Here is a 21,220-nt window from a genome sequence, read left to right on the forward strand (position 1 = left end):
ATTTACCTAATCCCCTATCTTTTCTATCTTTAATCCAGCTTCGTTCAGTATCTCTACAGACAATTCATCCGGATACCCTTCTTTAACTACCAGCCGCGCGATGCCTGCATTGACAATCATCTTAGCGCAGATTACGCAAGGCTGATGGGTTATGTAGATGGTAGCACCTTCAATGCTTTGTCCCAAAGTGGCCGCCTGAATGATAGCATTTTGCTCTGCATGGAGAGCCATGCAGAGTTCATGTCGTTCCCCTGACGGAATCTGTAATTTCTCCCGCAGGCAGCCTCCTCGTTCTTCACAATGTTTAATGCCTCTAGGCGCCCCGTTATAGCCGGTGGCTACGATGTGCTTGTCACAAACGATGGCCGCGCCTACCTGTCTGCGAAGGCAGGTAGACCGCTGCGCCGTCAGCGAGGCAATGCCCATAAAATATTCATCCCAGCTGGGTCTTTCCATTTCTTTCCTCCAGAAGTTCCGCCTTTTTTAGGCAGACTTTTTCATCCTAGTCTGTTTATTGTATCAAAATTCAACCAATTCTTCAAGGTCATAGTACACTTTTGCCAAATACAGCCCTTGAGGCGGTGCTGTATGACCAGCTTGCTGCCGTTCTTTGCCGTCGATAATATCCGCCACGGACTCGGGTTTCTTCTTGCCCAAACCCACCTCGACCAGTGTGCCCGTGATAATCCGCACCATATTGTAAAGGAAGCCGTCCCCCTTGATTTCTAATGCGACAATTCGCTTGCCTTCCAGTGTTTTCTTCTCCACAATATTCAATGCGTAGATGGTCCGCACAGTGGTCTTCTTCTCTTCCCCTCCGGCAGCCTGAAAACATTTAAAATCATGGGTACCTACGATATGAGCAGCGGCCGCCCTCATGGCATCTGTATCCAGATTTTTCTGCACTTGGTAATACTGATTCCGGCTGAATATTTGTAGCTCCGGTTCATTGAGAATCTGATAGATATATTTTTTCCCTTTGGCATCGAATCGAGCGTGAAAGTCCGCTGACATCTCTTCCGCGTTCAAGATTCGCAAATCTCCTACTCGTCCGGAGGTATTTAAGCCTCCCGCCAGTAGATTGTTAGCCGCAATCAACAGCCGATCAGTAGGAATCCCGAAGTCGCCCTTGAAGCTGGCTCGCTGGCCCAGGGCATGAACTCCGGCATCTGTACGGCTTGTCCCATTAATCTGAATGGGGCAGCGGCACACCAAGCTTAGAATCTTCTCCAGTTCTCCCTGGACCGTCCTGCGCTGTGGCTGACGCTGCCAGCCGGAAAACAAAGTGCCATCATATTCTACAGTCAGCAAAATATTTTTCATATGCGTTCTCCGCCCTTACCGGGCTCTCGGGAGCTCAATCTGCTTGTTTTCCTTGGACTCTCTGTACAGAGTAAACTTCTTGCCTATGGCCTGTACAAACTCAGCCCCTACTTGTTCAGCTACCTGATTAGCCACCTCTTTCGGTTCCAGAGTACAGCCCTCCTGTAACTTCACCTTAACCAGTTCTCTAGCTTCCAGGTTTACTTCCACTTCCTTTATAATGTTCTCCGTCAGCCCGCCTTTTCCCAGATAAACGGAAGGTTCCAGACTGTGAGCTAAGCTCTTTAGGTAACTTCTCTGTTTGCTTGTTATCATTTTCTTTATTTTCCCTTCCAAAAACTCATTATTTGATACTATTATACATCAATTTTAAAAATAAAAGTAGTATTAAATTGTCTCCTTTTGTCGAAGTACTTTACATTTATTTTTCGACAGATTACAATGCTGATAGAACGCTAGAAAGACGTTGGAAAGGGGGGTAATCCAAATGCTGCATCGCTTCAAATATATCTTAGTGACAATGGTTCTATTGTCCCTAAGCTTCGTATCCTGCGCGGTATGGTATGTATCAGCAGACAGTCAGCTTATCCACTATGAACGAAGCAAAAATAGCCTCTTACATCTCAATAATATTTACGAACAAGAATATAATGGATTAGTTTCAAAGGCAAAGGAATATCTCGCTACAGGAGATGCCTCTGCAAAATATAAGTTCGTTACAGACACAAATGACTTTATTAGTTGCAACAACAGAAATCTTACTTACCTAAGTTTTTCAGATGAAGGCAAGCTAAGCGTTCTCCAGTTTCCCGGCCGCTACAGTGCGGCAGCGGACAACCATCGGTCCAGCTTCTCCTTAAACCAGGAAGAGCAGGCACTGCTGACAACAGCACTAAATCAATACAATCAAATGTCCCAAGTGCTTTTATCCGCTGTGGATCAGAGAAATACCGATATTTTATATGACAGTCCTTACTCTAAACTATCGGACTCCAAAACAGATGCCATCGATAAGTACACCAGCCTCTATCTCAATCGGATTGCTTCCAAAGAAAAAGACCTACAGTTTTCTTTACACTTCATCTCTACTGTGGCCATTGTTCTCGGGATATGCCTGATTATGCTAGCTTCCAAGGCATTCTTTATCTATTTAAGAAACAACCAATATAATGCCTATTTCAATCAATTGTACAGTAAGGCCATCGAAAATGCTGACGTGGGTATGGCTATCGTGGATCATGAGCAAAAATATGAATACATGAATGCCACCTATAAGCAGCTTCTAAACATTCAATCACCAAATCCCCTGGGACAGACCACCTTTGCCCTGATGCCTGAAGAAATTGCTGAAGCTCTACCTGAATATTCCTTGTCACAGAATGCGAAAAATATACAGATGTCTTACACGTTTGAAGGGTCAATGCGTTACATCAATTATAATTGCTTTTCTATCTTTGATGACCGAAATGAACCGAAGTTTGTCACACTCATCCAAGACTGTACAGAAAGCAAGCTAAAGGATCAGGCTCTGCAACATCAATTAAAAGAGATTGAATTTTTCGCCAACGCCAAGTCGTCGTTTGTGGCCAACGTATCCCACGAAATCAAGACGCCGTTAAACGTGATTATCGGCATGGTTCACATCCTTCAGGGTATGAATCTAACCATGGAGCAAAAAGAAATTCTGGCAAAACTACATATTTCCTCTGAACTGCTCTTGAACATTATCAACGACGTACTGGATATATCTAAGATTAAAAAATCTAATTTTGTCCTCTATCCAGCTGACTTCAACTTACTCAGCATGGTCAGTGAATCAGAGGAAGTATTCAGGCCTCTGATTTATGACAAAGGCCTGGAGCTGATTAAGGATTTTCGCTTTCCAACCAGCCTATGTCTTTCTGCGGATAAAACTCGTTTAGCACAGGTTCTGCTGAATCTGGTTAATAACGCTTGCAAATTTACTACCACAGGCCACATTCGCCTGGCCATTGAGCTGCTAAACATGCAACAAAACTCTGCCTTGCTGAAATTCACCATTGAAGACACAGGTATGGGCATTGAACAGGAGGATATTTCCAAGGTATTCCAGGAATTTGAACAGTTGGAAAATCATCTGACCAAACAACACCAGGGAACTGGACTTGGACTAGCTATCTGCAAGCATGTGGTAACCGCTATGGGTGGTGATATCTGGGTTGAAAGCCTAAAAGGCTCTGGCAGCCGTTTTCAGTTTACGATCTGGGCTCCTACTGTAGATCCAGCCTCCTGTGAGTCTTCCTCTTTAGCAGGCAATTCTCTGTCTCTATTGGATGGCAAGGGGCGGCGTGTGCTAGTGGTAGAGGATACGGAATTAAACTACGAAGTAACTCAGAGCATGTTAGCAGACTCTCATATTGTCTGCGACCACGCTTGTGACGGTCAAGAAGCAGTAGACATGTGTCTAAAGGTTCCAGAAGACTACTATACCGTCATTCTTATGGATATTCATATGCCCGTTATGGACGGTTACACTGCCGCCGAAATCCTTAAAAGCGAGGTAGGTATTACTTGCCCAATTTTGGCTTTGACGGCCACCAACATTGATCCGGAGACAAAGGAAAAGTACAAAGGTATTATGGACGGCTTTATCAGCAAACCGTTCCGTTACAAGGAATTCTACCGTATCCTGCGTCCATACTTCGACGGTACTGGTGACGAACTCCCCGAATCAGCTTTAACAAGTGCTGATTTTGGGACAAGCTTTCTGGAGCAATCACAGGGTACAATCGCTCCAACCTCGGATTCGGATAAGGAGACGGCTGACACCTCCACAATCATAGAATCGAAAACAGATACGGATTTAAACCTTGTAGGATTTGTGCCCAAGCTAGCTGCTGCTTTCGAAGAGGAGGGGGACGACGACCAGCTCTATCCTGATCGGCTCTCCGAGCTGGATTTGACCGAAGCTGCCAAAAACTTGGGCTGTTCAGAAAGGTTGTACATCAAACATTTGATGAAATTTAAAAACACTTATAACCATGCAGACCAAGATATTCAAACGCTGATTTTAAACAATAATTATTTAGAAGCCCACCGGCTGGCTCATTCCATTAAAGGCCTGGCGGGCACGTTGGGACTAGTACCATTGCAACAAATCTCCACCCAGTTGGAAGCAGCTCTAAAAGAAGAATCGGAAAACGCTGCGACCCTCCTGTCTCAGTTCCGATATGAGCTGAAAGGCGTGTGCAAGAGTGCTGTCTCCTATACCTGAAAAGGGAGCAGAACCTGTTATTACACAGGCTCTGCTCCCTTTTTGTTTTCTTATGACTTAGCGTTAACAGCAAAGCAACTTTGCCAACCCTGTGTTCGCCACATTTAACAGTTACTATTTTTTCCAAGAACTTTTCAGGTCTACAATTCGGTTAAACACCAGATTTCCTTCGGTGGACAACTTGCTGTCTGCAATGTAATATCCATGTCGGAAGAATTGGAAACGCTCCCCAGCCTTGGCCTGGGCCACAGCTGGTTCAGCATAGGCTTCCAGCTCCGTTAGGGATGCTGGATTCATTATGTTTTCACCCTTCTCATCTTCAATCATCAAATGCCCATACTGGCGAATTTTGATCTTAATTGCAGTCTTGGCGTCTACCCAGTGAATAGTTCCTTTGACCTTTCGACCCTCAAACCCGCTTCCGCTTCTGGTCTCCGGGTCGTAGGTGCAGTGAAGCGCCTTGATTGTGCCATCTTCATTCTTGATGACCTCATTACAGGTAATGAAATAAGCGCCCTTAAACCGAACTTCGTTACCTGGGAAAAGCCGAAAATATTTCTTGATGGGCACTTCCATAAAGTCCTCGCCATCTACGTAGAGTTCCCTAGAAAAAGGCACCATCCGGCTGCCCATCTCTGGGACTTCCTTGCTGTTCTCAATCTCCATCTCTTCGGTCTGATTTTCCGGATAGTTCGTGATAATCACTTTAATCGGATTTTCTACCACATTTCGGCTTTCTACCTGATTCTTTAAATCTTCTCGGACACAATGCTCCAGCAAGGCCACATCCACCAAGCTGTTGGCCTTGGATACACCAATGCGCTCACAGAAATCTCGCACCGCTTCCGGTGTATAACCTCTTCTCCGCAGACCAGCAATCGTTGGCATCCGCGGATCATCCCAGCCTTCCACCGTTCCGTCTTCTACCATGGCTTTCAAATACCGCTTAGACATGACTGTATTAGTGATATTCAATCTGGCAAATTCAATCTGCTGAGGAGGTGCTTCCCACCAGCCCAGCTGCTCCAGTACCCATTCGTAAAGAGGCCGATGATCTTCGAACTCCAAGGTACAAATAGAGTGTGTAATCCCTTCGATAGCGTCTTCAATAGGATGAGCGAAGTCGTACATAGGGTAGATGCACCACTGATCCCCTGTGTTGTGATGGCTGACATGAGCAATCCGATAGATAACCGGGTCACGCAAGTTGATATTAGGAGAAGCCATGTCAATCTTGGCCCGAAGGACCTTTTCGCCATCTCCGTATTTACCGGCTCGCATCTCCTCAAAAAGGCTTATATTTTCTTCTACGCTGCGGCTTCTGTAAGGGCTTTCTTGTCCTGGTTCCTTTAAGGTCCCCCGGTATGCCCGAATCTGCTCTGCATTTAAGTCACACACAAAAGCCTTTCCCTTTTTAATCAGGTCTACTGCGGCTTCACACATTTTATCAAAATAATCAGAGGCCCAAAGGCGTTTATCCCATTGAAAGCCTAGCCAAGTTACATCTTCTTCAATGGAAGTCACATACTCCATGTCCTCTTTCACCGGATTCGTATCATCATATCTCAAGTTGCACTTTCCACCATATTTCTGAGCGGTAGAAAAGTTCAAGCAGATGGACTTAGCGTGTCCGATATGCAAATATCCATTAGGTTCCGGTGGGAATCGAGTATAAACCCGATCTCCGTATTTTTGTGTTTCCAAATCCTTTTCTATTATATTATGAATAAAATTGGAAGCGGTCTGCGTCTCTGTTCCTTCAGAGTTCACAGCTTTTTTCTCGTCAGTCATAATTCTTCCTCCTTTTGCTCCAATACTACTATCTTTATATTTAGCTATTGCCTTTAAATACGAAAATATACCAGTTCTCCCCAGCATATTTTAAGGTTGCAGGCTTCACCTTTGGCTGCTCCGCCGCAAGGTTGAATATGGTGAAATAATGCCAATGGCCTCCCAAACGTATTTTATTATGAATTGGTATTGTAACATGAAAACTTGGTCAATCAGGCTTCAATAAACGCGTCCTTTCGGCATCCCCCAACTCAATCCTTGTTTTTATTATACCATAGCCTTCGCCCCTTGGCAGCTCCGCTGCAAGGTTGGATATGGTGAAATAATGCCAATGGCCTCCCAAACGTATTTTATTATGAATTGGTATTGTAACATGCGAACTTGGTCAATCAGGCTTTAATAAACGCGTCCTTTCAGCATCCCCCAACTCAATCCTTGTTTTTATTATACCATATCCTTCGCCCTTTGGCGGCTCCGCCGCAAGGTTGGATATGGTGAAATAATGCCAATGGCCTCCCGGCCATTGGCATTATTATAACATTCCAGTTGCTTTTCACGCAATAAGTATTTACAATAATGGTATGCTCTGCATTACTCATAGTAGTGCATATCATCTTGATTTATTTCAGAAAGGTAATTGAATTATGCTAACAGGAAAAACCGTCGTTCTAGGAATAACCGGCAGCATCGCTGCCTATAAAACTGCGTACCTGGCAAGTGCTTTAAAAAAGCAGCATTGCGATGTCCACGTAATCATGACCAAGAACGCCTGCGAATTTATTGCACCGCTTACATTTGAAACCCTTACAGGCAACAAGTGCCTGATCGATACATTTGACCGAGACTTCAAATTCGATGTAACACACATTTCCATCGCCAAGAAGGCAGACCTGATTATGCTGGCTCCAGCCAGCGCCAACTTGATTGCCAAGCTGGCTAACGGCATTGCTGATGACATGCTGACCACTACGGTTTTGGCCTCTAAGGCGGTAAAACTGATATCTCCAGCGATGAATACTAACATGTACCAGAACCCCATCACCCAGGACAACTTGCGCAAACTAGCTCATTACGGCTTTGAGATTATTCAACCGGCCACCGGACTGCTGGCCTGCAATGATGTCGGCGAAGGTAAAATGCCAGAGCCCGAAGTGCTCTTTGAATACATCCTCAAGCACCTAGCTAAAGAAAAAGACTTAATTGGTAAAAAGGTCTTAGTCACTGCCGGCCCTACTCAGGAGGCCGTGGACCCCGTGCGCTTTATCAGTAACCATTCCACTGGTAAAATGGGCTATGCCCTGGCTCAGGCCTGCATGCTGCGAGGCGCAGAGGTGACGTTAATCACGGGGAAGACTGCCATCGCCCCGCCTAGATTCGTAGATGTGGTACAGGTAACTTCTGCCAAAGACATGTATGATGCAGTCCAGCAGCAAGCGGACAGTGCCCATATGATTTTTAAGGCTGCTGCCGTTTCTGACTATACGCCTTCCGTCTCTTACGAGCACAAGGTAAAGAAAGCAGATGACAGTTTATCCATTCCCCTGGCCCGTACTTCTGATATTCTCTTACAGCTAGGCTCCAGCAAAAAAAATGGACAAGTTCTCTGCGGATTTTCTATGGAAACGGAGAATATGCTGGAAAATTCCCAGGCGAAGCTGGTAAAGAAAAATCTAGACATGATTGTCGCAAATAATCTTAAAGTGGAGGGAGCCGGCTTTGGCACCGACACGAATATCGTCACGATTATTACCAAAGACGGCCTTCAGGAACTGCCTCTTCTTTCCAAGTTTGATACGGCCAACCGAATTATCGACACCGCTTTGGAGCTGTACCAGAAAGAAATATAGAAATTTGCCGTTAACGGCTCCTTAGCTCCATAGTTCCACACCTTTGGCATTCCCTAAAACTAAACCCGTCCAACTTCTAAAACTATAAAACCGTATCCAGCTATTTTACTTGCTGAATACGGTTTTCTTTTGCATTAACCCTTGTCACCCCAAAAGCATATATTATAAAGGAACGCTCATTTTCCCTATAAAAAGCCTCTGCGACACGCTCTTTGCTCACATCCCTTCTCATTAAATTGCAACATTTTTTGATATTCCATTCCTATCGCTTTCAGATTTATTCCCTACATAATAAAAAGGACCAGGTGACCTTATGAAACATACGACAGTTTTAGAAATGCCGTCCGTCGGCTATGTCCGCCTTCTCCATGCAGTCCCCGATGCCCCCAAAGTAGATGTATATGCAAATCAGCAGCTACTAGCCTCGGGACTTGCTTATGGACAGCATACGGACTACATACCTCTTACTAGAGGCCTCTATACCTTTACCCTCTATGCAGCAGATGACACAGAACAGCCCCTGCTGGTCAATCAGTTGTCCGTCGGCATCGGAGACCTGTATACCGTCTGCATCTGTGGCATGGCAGCAACGATAAATTTTCTGGCAGTTTCCGATTTTGCTCAGCCCCCCGGTATCATCAATGCCTTGTTTCGCTTTGTTCACCTATCACCAGACACTCCAGCTGTGGATGTAACACTGCCTAACGGGACTTTATTATTCTCTCAAGTTTCCTTCCAGCAGATAACTCGATACCTGCCGATCGCTCCCAGACCTTTCAACTTTCAGCTCCGACTAGATTCAAATCCTGCTGTGGTGATTATTACGCTGCCTTCTTTTTCTCTCCACCAAGGTAAGATTTATACGCTCTATGCCCTAGGCTTGTCCATGGGAACTCCACCTCTTGACGGCCTTTTCTTGGAAGACAACAACTTAACCTGAATATGAAAAAAGGCGGTGTCCTGCAAGTGCTAAACCAGCCCACTGCAAAACCTCCCGCCTTTCCTATTCAAAATACTATCGTAACACTGAACTCAAAAAATCCTTTAGCCGCTCACTCTTCGGATTCTGGAAGATGTCTTCTGCCGTTCCCTCTTCTACAATCTTTCCTGCATCCATAAAAATAACTCGGTCCGCCACTTCCTTAGCAAAGCCCATTTCATGAGTAACAATGACCATGGTCGTATGCTCCTTGGACAACTTTCTCATAACGCTCAGTACTTCCCCAGTAATCTCCGGGTCCAGCGCACTGGTAGGCTCATCGAACAACATAATCTCTGGGTTCATGGCCAGACCTCTGGCAATAGCCACTCGCTGCTTTTGTCCACCGGACAATTGAGCCGGATAGGCCTCCCCTTTTTGAGACAAGCCTACCATGTCCAGCAGTTGTCGTCCACGGGCTTGAGCCTCTTCTTTTTTCTGCTTCTTAACCTTGACTGGTGCGTAGCACACATTTTCCAGGCAAGTCATGTGAGGAAACAAATTAAAGTGCTGAAAAATCATGCCAGTCTCTGCGCAAATATTCTTTAAAGACTTATCTGGCAGATACACGGCTTTCATGCCAGCCTTCGTCTCCACAAAGGTATCTCCGTTTAAGGTAATGCTGCCGCTTGTGATTCGTTCCAAACAGTTGATACATCGCAGCAGGGTACTCTTTCCCGAGCCAGAAGGACCAATGATAGCCACTGTTTCACCCTTCTGCATTGAGAAATTCACGTGATCCAGAGCCAAACAACCGGCAAACTGTTTTACGATGTCCTTCATTTGCAAAATAGCTTCCATATGCTGCTCCTCCTTCTCTTACTGGTGATCTGCACCTCATGTCCTTCATATTTAGAATAATGCCGTTCCAAATAACCTGTCAACAAAGTCAACAGGAAGGTGAATATTAAATATATAATAGCTGCGATAACAAAAGCTGTAGCGTTTACGTCGCGATTTACAGCTCCTCTGGAGGCTTTCAGCAGCTCCCCTACGGAAAGAACGGAAACCAACGCTGTATCCTTAATCAAGGTGATGGCCTCGTTGGATACAGATGGCAGGACTCGCTTTACTGTCTGAGGCAGGATAATACCAAACATAGTCTGTCTGCGATCCAATCCCAAGGATTGAGCCGCTTCATACTGCCCCTTGTCAATGCTCTCGATACCGCCTCTATAAATTTCTGCCAGATAAGAGGCGTAATTCAGTACAAAAGTAATGACTGCCGTAGTAAAGGCATCCAACCGTACGTCCATGACGATAGGAATGTAAAAATAAAAGAAAAACAGCTGGAGCATAAGGGGAGTTCCTCGAAAGATCCAGATGTATGTCTTTGATATCCACCTAAACGGTGCAAATTTGCTATTGCTGCCCAATGCAAAGGGCAGGCCTAAAGGCAGAGCTAAAATTAATGTAAAAGCAAAGAGCTTGACTGTTACCCAAGCTCCCTGCAATAGAGTGGGCATTAAAACGCCCACATAATTTATAGTCTCCGCCAGTTGATTAAAAAACTGATCCACTATCTATTACCTCTTATTATTCATCATATCCTTCTAGTATAACAATGTTGCGTCCAAACCACTTGTTGCTGATTTCTTCCGCCTTGCCGCTTTGAATAACGGCATCCAGTGCTTCGGTAATCTTCGCAGCCACATCGGTGTCCGCCTTGCGGCAGCCGATAGCATAGAAGTCGTCTCCAAAGTCGTAATCACATACTACCATCTTCTGAGCCAGCTTTGTGTTCTTGTATTCGCCTAACACCTGGTCTACAGCAATGCAGTCGATTCTACCAGCCTGCATATCCATGATGGCTTCATCATAGGTCTTGTATTCAGAAATTTTGTCTGCGAAAGTATCATAGTCCGGGTTGGCCTTCAGGATCTCCAGAGCAGCGGAATCTGCCTGAGTTCCCACGTTGTAGTTAGCCAAGTCGGAAGCCTTCTTTACCTTGATGGTGTCATCTTTTCCCATTACAATAATCTTGTTGTTAATGTACTTGTCAGTGAGAGCCATACTTTCTATTCGTTCCGGCGTAGCGGACATACCATTCCAAATGCAGTCAACCCGTTTAGATTTTAACTCCATTTCCTTAGCATCCCAATCGATAGATTTAAAGGTAACCTTTACGCCCAGTTGTTCACCGACTGCGTTGGCCAAATCAATATCAAAGCCCACTAGATCTCCCGCTTCATCTCGGAATCCCATCGGAGCAAACGTGTCATCCAAGCCTACAATCAGTTCGCCCTTGTCTTCGATATAAGCCCAGCCTGTCAAGTCGGAATCATTGGTGCCATCAGCATTTTCGGTGCTTCCGCATCCGGTCATGGCAATCAGACCGGCTACAAGTGTTATCATAAGTAAACTTGTCCATAATTTCTTCATTGCTGTCCTCCTAATTTTCATTATTATTTCTTCGTTACCCATTCGCTTTATCTCACTAAAGCGCTACTTAAAGATAGTACCATACTTTGCTGAACCTGTCAACTGATTTCTATCAAGCCAAAAGGCAGCCATCTCTGACTGCCTTTTGGTCTTTTCTTTATAAATTTTCACTATTTTACGGTAACCAGATCGTAATCCATGCTGCCTAATCCCATCTTTTCACAGTGAGCAAGGCAGACCTCCCAATTCGTATCCGGATGTGTCATCTGAAAATGGTCTGTTGGCTGCTGCGCGTCTTCCTGATGGTCGCAGCTGCAATCCCCGTGGTGATGAATCTGGTCTTCCAGGATACTGCCCTTTACCGGCATCTGTCCGTTGACCGCATCCGCACAGGCCTTGTCCAGAGCTACGGGATCAAAGGAAGCAAACATACCGATGTTCGGCACGATTGGGATATCATTTTCCGAATGACAGTCACAGTTAGGGGATACATCTACCACTAGCGATACGTGGAAATGCGGACGACCATGTAGAACGGCCCAGGTGTATTCCGCCATTTTTTTGTTTAAAATATCTTTAGACTCATCCCATTTGGTGGCGATAGCATCCGTTGGACAGACTCCAATGCACCTGCCGCAGCCGACACATTTATCTTCGTTCAGGTAGGCCTTTCGGTCTTCAATGGTGATGGCATCATGAGCGCATACGGCTATACACTTCCCACAGCCGATACAGACTTTCTGACGAATCATCGGTGTTCCGGCACTGTGCTGCTCCATCTTTCCGGCCCGAGACCCGCAGCCCATACCGATGTTTTTAATCGCGCCACCAAAGCCTGTAGACTCGTGTCCTTTAAAGTGATTTAAGGAAATAAATACATCCGCATCCATAACTGCCCGTCCAATTTTAGCTTCTTTGACGAATTCACCGCCCTCTACAGGCACTAACATCTCGTCGGTGCCTTTCAGTCCGTCGGCGATGATGACATGGCAGCCGGTGGAAAAGGGTGAAAACCCGTTGAGGTAAGCAGACTCTATGTGGTCTAAGGCATTTTTTCTGCCACCCACATACAAAGTATTGCAATCTGTTAAAAACGGCTTTCCTCCTTGCTGCTTGATTAAATCCACCAGCACTTTGGCATAGTTCGGTCTCAGGTAGGCCAGGTTTCCCGGCTCTCCAAAGTGGATTTTGATAGCAGTGTATTTCTCTTTCAAATCCATGGAGTCCATCCCTGCCTTGCGGATTAATTTATCTAATTTCGTCAGCAGGCTCACACCTAGCTCGGTCTTCATGCTGGTGAAATATACGGTTGATTTTTTCATATATTTTTCTCTTCCTCCAATACAATTATTTTTTCCTTGCAGCCGGGCTGCATTCCTTCTCATCAGCTTCATTCTACAACAAAGAAGGCTGGAAATCCAGCCTTCTTCATAAAAATGGTCTCTATTTATTTTTATCTTTCAACGATAAGCGCTGTACCCTGTCCGCCGCCGATGCAAAGAGTTGCCAGACCAGTCTTAGCATCTCTCTTAGCCATTTCGTAAATCAGGGAGATCAGGATTCTTGTTCCAGAAGCGCCAATTGGATGACCGATAGCAATTGCTCCGCCATTTACATTAACGATTTCAGGATTCAGTCCAAGATCTTTTCTTACTGCTACGGACTGTGCAGCAAAAGCTTCGTTTGCTTCAATCAGTTCAAGATCTTCAACCTTCATGCCAGCCTTTTCTAAAGCTTTCTTTGTTGCAGGAACCGGTCCGATACCCATGATAGTTGGATCTACACCGGCAGAAGCGTAGGACTTAATAGTGCAAAGCGGCTTAAGACCCAGTTCGTCTGCCTTTTCCTTGGACATAACGATTACGGCAGCACCTGCATCATTGATACCAGAAGCATTAGCAGCTGTTACGATACCATCCTTCTTGAAAGCAGGCTTTAATTTAGCAATGCCTTCAGCAGTAGTTCCAAACTTAGGGAATTCATCTGTATCAAAGATCTTTGGTTCGCCCTTTCTCTGAGGAATGGACACTGGAACGATTTCATCCTTAAACTTGCCTGCCTTGATAGCCGCTTCAGCTCTCTGCTGTGAAGTAGCTGCAAACTCATCTAGTTCTTCTCTTGTAAGGTTCCACTGCTCACCAATGTTTTCAGCAGTAATACCCATATGGTAATCGTTAAATGCATCCCAAAGACCGTCATTAACCAGCATATCCACCATCTTAGTGTTGTTCATTCTAGCGCCCCATCTTGCTGCCGGCATGGCATAAGCTGTTGCTGACATGTTTTCAGCACCACCAGCAACAACGATGTCTGCATCGCCTGCTTTAATCATCTGTGCTGCCAAAGAAACTGCTCTAAGGCCTGAACCGCAGACCTTATTTAATGTCATTGCAGGCACTTCAACCGGAATCCCTGCTTCAATCGCCATCTGTCTTGTTATGTTTTGTCCTAAACCACCCTGAAGTACGCAACCCATAACAACTTCGTCAATCTGTTCCGGCTTGATTCCAGCTCTTTCAATTGCACCCTTAATTGCGATAGCTCCTAAAGTTGATGTTTTAACATCCTTTAAGGAACCGCCATAGCTGCCAAGCGGTGTTCTAGCTGCACTTACAATTACTACTTCTCTCATGTTTTTAGTCCTCCTTAAAACCATTTGTAAAAATCATTCGCAAGAATCATTTGCAAATTAAATGTATTGTATAAGCTTTCATTCCCATATATCATATCACATTTCCTGTTAATTGCAATATGATAACCCGCAAAATGTTGATTTATTGTTATATATTTCACAATTTTTATATAATTTTAAAATGTCTGCAAAGAGAAGTCAATAGTTTTTTTAATTTTCTTACACTTTTTTACCTGTAAAACTTGTTTTATATAACAATTTAATGAACTCCTACAAATAACTTCAATCGTTACTGATAATATAAAAAAGCTGGCTAAAAACAGTTATCCTTTTCAGCCTCTTTACCTGTTAAAATATAGTTGGAATTTTTAAGCTGTTTCTATTCATGCAGCATTGGTTTTGAAGAAAGGATAGGATAAGAAATATGAATAAAAAATCATTGTGGTATATATTTAGTCTATTTGTCCTATTTGTATATGCGATTTCTGTGAAAAACGCTTTTTAGGGTACCTAACCCTGTGTCTGCCGAGCTTACTGATACTTCCCACCTATTCGAAAGATAAGCTATCGCCTCAAAAATGCGAGGACAAAAATAAACCGCTAAACCGATGCAATAACCTTGCAGCCGTTTAGCGGTTTTTTCATTTCTTTTTAAACCCAATCTTTAAAGCATACAATATACTTCTCCACCAGTTCCACCGGCTTATAGGAAAGCTTCGCTTTCCGCAAATTCTCAATGCCCATGTCCTCTTCTCGGTTCACATACACTACTGAATCGTCCAAGTGCTTACAAAACTCATTGTTGATGGCTGGATATAGGCCACGAATCTGGCTGTTAGCCTTCTCTACGTGAACCGTTACCGTCTCTTCTCCCAACCGTCCGCCAATGCTGAAAGCCTCCACCTTGCCATCTATAACAATAGCTCCCGCTATATAATCCAGCTTGTTTAGATTCATCACCACATCTCGCATGGCGTTGGTCTCCATCAGCAGCCAGTTCATCTCATGAGGAGCGATATTCTTCCGCGCGTTGAACTCCTCCAGGAACACCATGACTGTATCTAACATGTCCGGCGTCAGCGGCACGTACTCATACTGATAATTATTGAGAAAATAATTCAAATGGTTCTTCTTGGCATGATAGGTCCGACCTTTTAGGTCAATTAAATCCTGCTTCAAATACAAGTAATCATAATTAGGCCGGTCGGGAATAAACTCTGTCCCAGGGCAGGCCTCTGCAATGACCTCTCGCATGTGAGCGGGAAGCAGACGGATGGTAAAAGTGGAGTCTTTTTCCTTAAACCGTCTTCTGGTCTCCTCCAAGGTCTTTCTAAGGCTCTCCGGTTCGTACGTACCAGTCTTGGTCAGTGGTGGAAACAGGAAATATTCGTGTTTGTCAATCTCCAGATGACTTAATCCGGCGATAACCATATAATCCCCTATGATCTCCCATGAAAACTCATTTTGGTCCCGCCACATATAGAGTGACGAAAATGACAGTCCAGAAGTCCGGTACTCATAAGAGAATAAATAGGGCTCCAGAACTGCTTTACTTTCTATCGTTATTTCGTTTTTAAAAATGCTCATCTATTGTTCTTTCCTTTTGTCATTCAATGCCCCAGCTCTTCACTTCCTCCACCAATTTATAGTTAGTAAAATCATAGTGAAGCGGTGTGATGGATGCGTAACCATTTTGTATCGCCATCACGTCATATTCCTCCGTCAGGTCCTGGCATTTCACAGGTTTCCCGCTGTACCAATACTGGCATGCACCCGTATCTTCCACTTCCTGCTGATGAAACCAGCCCTCATATACCCGGGTGCCCAGGGTTGTAACCTTCACACCTTTTAACTTCTTCTTGGGTACGTCCGGTACATTGATATTCAATACCGTTTTGTCATCCAGCTTACCAAAGGACTTCAACATCGCCTGTACTGCTAACTCGGCGGCCACATCAAAGTGCTTCGGTTCATATCCATTGACCGGAACTGTGCCATGAATCGAAACAGCCACTGAGGGAATCCCGCAGATGCAGCCTTCGATAGCGGCAGATACGGTTCCCGAGTAGTGGATATCTGTCCCCAGATTTCCTCCGTGGTTAATACCGGAGAAAACCATATCTACATCTATACCCCGATTTCTTAAAAGTAAAACACCCAATTTTACACAATCCGCCGGTGTACCACTTATTTCATAGGCCAGCTGCGCATTTTTATAAGGAACCTCTGTAGCTTCCAACCCCTGCCTTATGGTAATGCTGTGGCCAGCGGCACTGCGCTCTACGTGGGGAGCACACACGTACACATCGGCTACTTTTGACAAAGCTTTTACTAGTTCAGAGATTCCTTTTGCCTGTATTCCATCGTCGTTAGACACTAAAATATTCATGTTAATTTTTACTCCTTTGCATATACTCTTGCTACCATACTATCATCAATATGCGGTTTTATCCATGGAAAAATACAGCCAACCTGTGTAATATTTTAATACCATCTAGTCATCGGCAGATCGTTATTTACCCCTTTGGAGATTAATATCTGATGAAGGTCGATGACACCTCTGTTAAAAGTTGCCGCACAAGCACACAGGTACAAATCCCACATACGAGCAAACTCTCCGCCCATCTTCTCTTCGATTTCTTCCCGGTGTTCATTGAAATTTGCATCCCACCTCAGCAAGGTCTCCGTATAATGCCGCCGCAGGCTCTCCACATCTAACGTGTAGAAGTTGTACTCTGCGCATAGGTCAATAATCTCCCGCAGACTTGGGCACATACCTCCTGGGAATATATATTTTCGCATCCATGCATCTCCCGGGTGCTCTTTCATGCCACTGATATAGTGCAATAAAAATAAGCCGGTCGGCTTTAACACTTTGTCCACGCTGGACAGGAATAAATTGTAGTTCTCTCTTCCCACGTGCTCAATCATGCCCACGCTGACCACTCGATCAAAGGTCTTTTTTGATTTTGGCAGATCCCGGTAATCCATCAGGGCTACTGTCAGATATTCCTCCACGCCCTCCTCTTCAATTCGCTCCTGGAACCGCTTGCACTGCTCCTGGCTCAAGGTTATTCCCATTCCCTTGACCTTATATGTCTTGGCAGCTTCAATGAGCAGCTGTCCCCAGCCGCAGCCAATATCCAGCAAGCTCATACCTTCCTTCAATCCAAGTTTTTCCAAGATATGATGAATCTTATTTATCTGTGCTTGGTACAAGGTCTCGCTTTTTCGCTTGAAGTACCCGCAGGAATAGCTCATGCTTTCATCCAACCACAGGGCATAAAAATCATTGCCGATGTCGTAATGGGCAGCGACCTCTTTTTGCTGGTTTTTCTTCCCGCTGGAGGTCATCATCAGCTTTTTTAAGGCCTTCGTATCGGTGGAGAATTTTCCTAGCTGGCCCAAGAAATTGTTCAAAGCTGTATACAAGTCTCCCTTGACCTCAATATCCCCTCTCATGTACGCCTCTCCCAATGCTAAAGAGGTGCTCTTCATCAAAGCTTTCACCTCGATAGGCTTGTTAATCTTCACCGTAAAGGTTGGCTCAGGCTGGCCAATCACATGAGTTTCGCCATCTATTTCGACGGCAAAGGGTTTTTCATCAAACTGGCTCAAAAACTCCATAAGTAACTCTTGTTTCTTTTTCATCATAGTTCCTCCCTTTAATAATCTGGCCTCTTTTCATTTTTGCAAACTACAATCAGTCAGGTTCTATTGATTTAAACAATAATTAACTTAATTCTATCCATCTTTCTTATTTTAATACTTTGTCTTTCATTTATCTAGCAGGATTTTGGTTTTCCTTCCCAAAAACAAAAAAGCCCTGACGGGCACGGGCTTTTCAAAACCCGTACTCCGTCCTCGGCTGCACACTTCACCTTTGCTATTTTTTAAGCTCGAGAGTTGTTACCTCCGAGCGCCTATTTTAATCCTCCAGATTTTCAGCTTACGAAGCTCAAAAACTTAAAAGCATACTCGAATAGTGGTTCCTTTCCCTTGCTGACTTTCTAGTTCTAAGGCTGCTCCGTGACGCTTTACCACGTGCTTTACGATGGAAAGCCCCAATCCAGTGCCGCCCGTCATCTTGGAATGGCTCTTATCTACCCGATAAAATCGTTCAAATACTCGTTCCTGATGCTCTCTGGCAATGCCGATGCCCGTATCCGCCACTGTCAAGCATACCGGTTCTGCTGTCAGAGTTACTTTGACTTGACCCGGCCTCTTATTATACTTAATCGCATTCTCACACAGGTTGAACACCAATTCATCCAGCATCGGCAGAGAGCCCATTACATAAACCGGCTGGCTGCCTTCCGTTCCGTCAAACTCCAAAGATACCTGTGCCGCCTCTGCCGCAGCCTCTAGTCGATTCATCACACCCTTGCACACCTCTTGCAGATCCACCGGTCCGTGGGCCTCTTCACCCAACCCTTCATCCAGCTTGGATAATTTTAAGATATCCTCTACCAAGGCAATCATCCGTTTGGCTTCGCTATATATCTTTGCAGCAAAATCCGGCATATCTGCCTGAGGCACGATCCCCGCCTTCATGATTTCCGCATAACCCAAAATCGAGGTCAACGGTGTCTTTAACTCATGAGACACGTTGCCTGAAAACTCTCGGCGCAGATGATCGGTCTCCTCTTTTTCTGTGACGTCCAATGCGAGGACCACCGCTCCTTCCGGCTGACCATCTGAGCCCTGTCCTGCAGCGGAAGGGGCTGCCAATAGGTGATAAATCCGCCCGCCTTGGCTCAACTGACTTTCGGCTGGGGTGCCTTGCAGGGCCTTTTCTGCTACTTCCCGAAATTCAGCACTCCGATTCAGGGTTAAGTAGTGCCCCGTCGCCGCTTTGCCGAAAATCGCTCCGGCTCGCTTATTGACTAAAAGCATTTCTCCCTGACCGTTGAGCACGATAAGCCCTTCATTCATATTTTGGGTAATAGACTGGAACTCATCTCGCTCCCTCTTCAAGGTGTTGTAAGTCTCCTGAATGAGTCGGTTCTGTTGTTCTAATTTTCTCAACAACGGTGAGAATTCGTCGTAGACTTGATTGGATAGGGGATTCTCTAAATCCAGCCGATTGATAGGAGCTACAATGGCTTCTGTCTGCCCCTTGGCCAGAAGCCAGATAAGAATCAGCATCACCAGACAGATGAGGGCCACATAAACTAGATTGATTGCCGCCACCGTATACACGTTAGAAGTGGTGTTAGCCACTCGCAGGATACTGCCATCTGCCAGCTTTATCGCGTGGTAAAAGGTCTGCTGCCCTAAGGTTTCCGACATGCGCACCCCTTCACTGCTGCCTTGGGTCAAGGCAGCAGCTACTTCCGGCCGATCTAAGTGATTCTCCATGAGAGACGGCTTCTGCCGATTGTCAAAGACCACCGTGCCATCGGAAGCAATCAAAGTGACCCGATCGCCGCGAATATCCTCAATAGTCTGCAAATAACTAGCTCCGTTCAGGTCCACAGCAGCCCCAATGTATTTAGCCTCTTGCTCTACTTCGACCCGCATATCTCGGTAAAATCCCTTATACATCACCACCGAAATCAGCAGGGTCGTCACGAGAATAGCGGCAGCAGACAGGAAGAAAAAATTTTTAAATATGGTTGTTCTCATGGTCTACACTCCATCACTGTTCTTTAATCAAATATCCCACTCCCCGGACGGTTTCAATCAGCTGTCCGCTTTTACCCAGCTTTTGCCGCAGCGTTCGTACATGAACGTCTACGGTGCGAGTCTCTCCGTCAAAATCATAACCCCAGATGCGCTCCAGTAAAACATCTCTGGAAAGAACTAAACTGCGATTCTCCATCAGATAACGGAGCATTTCAAATTCTTTTAAAGTCAGTTGAACCTCTTGACCCCCGGCTGTTACCAAGTGCTTGTCGGCTTGAAGCTGAATGTCTCCGCAGCTCAGTTGATTGCTCTGCTCCCGTGGCTGCGCACGGCGTAAGACAGCCTTAATCCGAGAGATGAGCTCCATCATACCAAAAGGCTTGGTCACATAATCGTCCGCACCGCTATCTAGCCCGATGACTTTATCATATTCCGTCCCCTTAGCCGTCAGTAGAATCACTGGAATGTCTTTGGTCGCTTTACTGCCTTTGATTCGTTTGAGAATTTCGATTCCATCCATCCCCGGAAGCATAATATCCAGCAAAATCAATTCCGGCGTCTGCTGAGACAGCGCTGGAAAAAACTCGGCGCTGTCCACAAACCCTTCCGCCTGAAACCCGGTGTTCTTTAAGGTGTATACAATTAATTCCCGTATGCTGCTGTCATCCTCCACACAAAATATCATTCTTTACTCCTCTTGCTCCGTATGAGTACCGGTTATAGAAAACTCCACCCACTCAGCGATATTGGTGGCGTGGTCGCCGATTCGCTCAAAATATTTGGCAATCATCAGAATATCGATTACATCTAAACTCATCTGATTGCGTATCTCCTTATCAGCCTTAGGCATATCACCAATAAGTTGAATGACGTCGTCTTTGACTACGTCAAACAGATCATCTACCACATCGTCATAAGCAATGACTTCCCGAGCCAGTACCAAATCCCGCTGAACGAAGGCTTCCACACTCTCTGTCACCATTTTGATAGTGGCCTCCGCCATCAGCTTAATATCCTGAAAGTCTGTGGGCAGGGTCAAGTCAGCTACCAGCACGATGTCTGCAATATCTGCTGCCTGATCCCCGATTCGTTCCATATCAGTAATCATCTTCAAGGCGGCAGAAATCAACCGTAAATCTCGAGCTACAGGCTGCTGCTGCAACAGCAGCTTCAAACACAGGGCTTCGATATCCTTTTCCTTTTGATCAATCTGTTTCTCCGCCTCAATGGTCTGCTTGGCCAATGCCCTATCCTTTTCAATCAGTGCCTTTACCGCAGCATTGATGGTGGTCTCACATAAAGCTCCCATTTCAATGATTTCTTTATTTAATAACGTCAGCTGCGTGTCAAATCTATTTCGCACGGCTCTTCCTCCTTCTATTTTA

Annotated in this window: 18 protein-coding genes; 3 read left to right on the top strand and 15 right to left on the bottom strand. The window is 45.2% G+C overall.

Going from position 1 to position 21,220, the window contains the following annotated elements:
• Window positions 1-6: 6 nt before the first annotated feature.
• The 3 genes from Ami103574_RS15410 to yhbY form a co-directional block, all read right to left on the bottom strand.
• Window positions 7-456, bottom strand: a complete 450-nt coding sequence (locus Ami103574_RS15410; protein ID WP_163067837.1) for a deoxycytidylate deaminase — start codon at window positions 454-456, stop codon at window positions 7-9.
• Between the two features lie 63 nt (window positions 457-519).
• Window positions 520-1,323, bottom strand: coding sequence for a tRNA pseudouridine(38-40) synthase TruA (gene truA / locus Ami103574_RS15415; protein ID WP_163067838.1), 804 nt, complete (start codon window positions 1,321-1,323; stop codon window positions 520-522).
• A gap of 15 nt (window positions 1,324-1,338) precedes the next feature.
• Entirely contained in the window at window positions 1,339-1,638 is a 300-nt protein-coding gene (yhbY, locus tag Ami103574_RS15420; RefSeq protein ID WP_163067839.1) for a ribosome assembly RNA-binding protein YhbY, read from the bottom strand.
• Window positions 1,639-1,810: 172 nt separating this feature from the next.
• On the opposite strand from yhbY, the gene Ami103574_RS15425 reads away from it, so the two are divergent.
• Window positions 1,811-4,576 carry an ATP-binding protein gene (locus Ami103574_RS15425; protein WP_163067840.1) on the top strand — a complete coding sequence of 922 codons (2,766 nt, stop codon included), beginning with the start codon at window positions 1,811-1,813 and terminating at the stop codon, window positions 4,574-4,576.
• 114 nt (window positions 4,577-4,690) lie between these two features.
• On the opposite strand, the gene Ami103574_RS15430 is transcribed toward Ami103574_RS15425, so the two are convergent.
• Complete coding sequence (locus tag Ami103574_RS15430) at window positions 4,691-6,367, bottom strand: glutamine--tRNA ligase/YqeY domain fusion protein (RefSeq protein WP_163067841.1); 1,677 nt, start codon at window positions 6,365-6,367, stop codon at window positions 4,691-4,693.
• Between the two features lie 644 nt (window positions 6,368-7,011).
• Between Ami103574_RS15430 and coaBC the strand changes: the two genes are divergently transcribed.
• Complete coding sequence (gene coaBC, locus Ami103574_RS15435; RefSeq protein WP_163067842.1) at window positions 7,012-8,214, top strand: bifunctional phosphopantothenoylcysteine decarboxylase/phosphopantothenate--cysteine ligase CoaBC; 1,203 nt, start codon at window positions 7,012-7,014, stop codon at window positions 8,212-8,214.
• A 313-nt stretch (window positions 8,215-8,527) separates the two neighbouring features.
• Window positions 8,528-9,154, top strand: coding sequence for a DUF4397 domain-containing protein (locus Ami103574_RS15440; RefSeq protein WP_163067843.1), 627 nt, complete (start codon window positions 8,528-8,530; stop codon window positions 9,152-9,154).
• 75 nt (window positions 9,155-9,229) lie between these two features.
• Here the strand turns inward: Ami103574_RS15440 and Ami103574_RS15445 are convergent, their stop codons facing one another.
• The 11 genes from Ami103574_RS15445 to phoU form a co-directional block, all read right to left on the bottom strand.
• On the bottom strand, window positions 9,230-9,985 hold the full coding sequence (locus tag Ami103574_RS15445; RefSeq protein ID WP_334297167.1) for an amino acid ABC transporter ATP-binding protein: 756 nt from the start codon (window positions 9,983-9,985) through the stop codon (window positions 9,230-9,232).
• Window positions 9,973-10,713, bottom strand: coding sequence for an amino acid ABC transporter permease (locus tag Ami103574_RS15450; RefSeq protein ID WP_246213163.1), 741 nt, complete (start codon window positions 10,711-10,713; stop codon window positions 9,973-9,975). The genes Ami103574_RS15445 and Ami103574_RS15450 overlap by 13 nt, the downstream gene beginning before the upstream one ends.
• 16 nt (window positions 10,714-10,729) lie before the next feature.
• Window positions 10,730-11,575 (bottom strand): amino acid ABC transporter substrate-binding protein, encoded by an 846-nt coding sequence (locus Ami103574_RS15455; RefSeq protein ID WP_246213164.1) that lies wholly within the window; start codon window positions 11,573-11,575, stop codon window positions 10,730-10,732.
• 170 nt (window positions 11,576-11,745) lie between these two features.
• On the bottom strand, window positions 11,746-12,897 hold the full coding sequence (locus Ami103574_RS15460; protein ID WP_163067846.1) for a DUF362 domain-containing protein: 1,152 nt from the start codon (window positions 12,895-12,897) through the stop codon (window positions 11,746-11,748).
• Window positions 12,898-13,028: 131 nt separating this feature from the next.
• Entirely contained in the window at window positions 13,029-14,207 is a 1,179-nt protein-coding gene (locus tag Ami103574_RS15465; RefSeq protein ID WP_163067847.1) for an acetyl-CoA C-acetyltransferase, read from the bottom strand.
• Between the two features lie 651 nt (window positions 14,208-14,858).
• A complete protein-coding gene (locus Ami103574_RS15470; protein WP_163067848.1) occupies window positions 14,859-15,794 on the bottom strand; it encodes a DUF2156 domain-containing protein in 936 nt (311 codons plus the stop codon).
• 19 nt (window positions 15,795-15,813) lie between these two features.
• Entirely contained in the window at window positions 15,814-16,596 is a 783-nt protein-coding gene (gene surE / locus Ami103574_RS15475) for a 5'/3'-nucleotidase SurE (protein WP_163067849.1), read from the bottom strand.
• 95 nt (window positions 16,597-16,691) lie between these two features.
• Window positions 16,692-17,858, bottom strand: a complete 1,167-nt coding sequence (locus Ami103574_RS15480) for an SAM-dependent methyltransferase (RefSeq protein WP_163067850.1) — start codon at window positions 17,856-17,858, stop codon at window positions 16,692-16,694.
• Between the two features lie 315 nt (window positions 17,859-18,173).
• Window positions 18,174-19,835: a sensor histidine kinase gene (locus Ami103574_RS15485; protein WP_163067851.1), complete on the bottom strand. Its 1,662-nt coding sequence runs from the start codon at window positions 19,833-19,835 to the stop codon at window positions 18,174-18,176.
• 13 nt (window positions 19,836-19,848) lie between these two features.
• On the bottom strand, window positions 19,849-20,520 hold the full coding sequence (locus tag Ami103574_RS15490; protein WP_163067852.1) for a winged helix-turn-helix domain-containing protein: 672 nt from the start codon (window positions 20,518-20,520) through the stop codon (window positions 19,849-19,851).
• A 3-nt stretch (window positions 20,521-20,523) separates the two neighbouring features.
• On the bottom strand, window positions 20,524-21,198 hold the full coding sequence (phoU, locus tag Ami103574_RS15495) for a phosphate signaling complex protein PhoU (RefSeq protein ID WP_163067853.1): 675 nt from the start codon (window positions 21,196-21,198) through the stop codon (window positions 20,524-20,526).
• Between the last annotated feature and the right edge of the window lie 22 nt (window positions 21,199-21,220).

Source organism: Aminipila butyrica (assembly GCF_010669305.1).
Taxonomy (GTDB): Bacteria; Bacillota; Clostridia; order Peptostreptococcales; family Anaerovoracaceae; genus Aminipila; species Aminipila butyrica.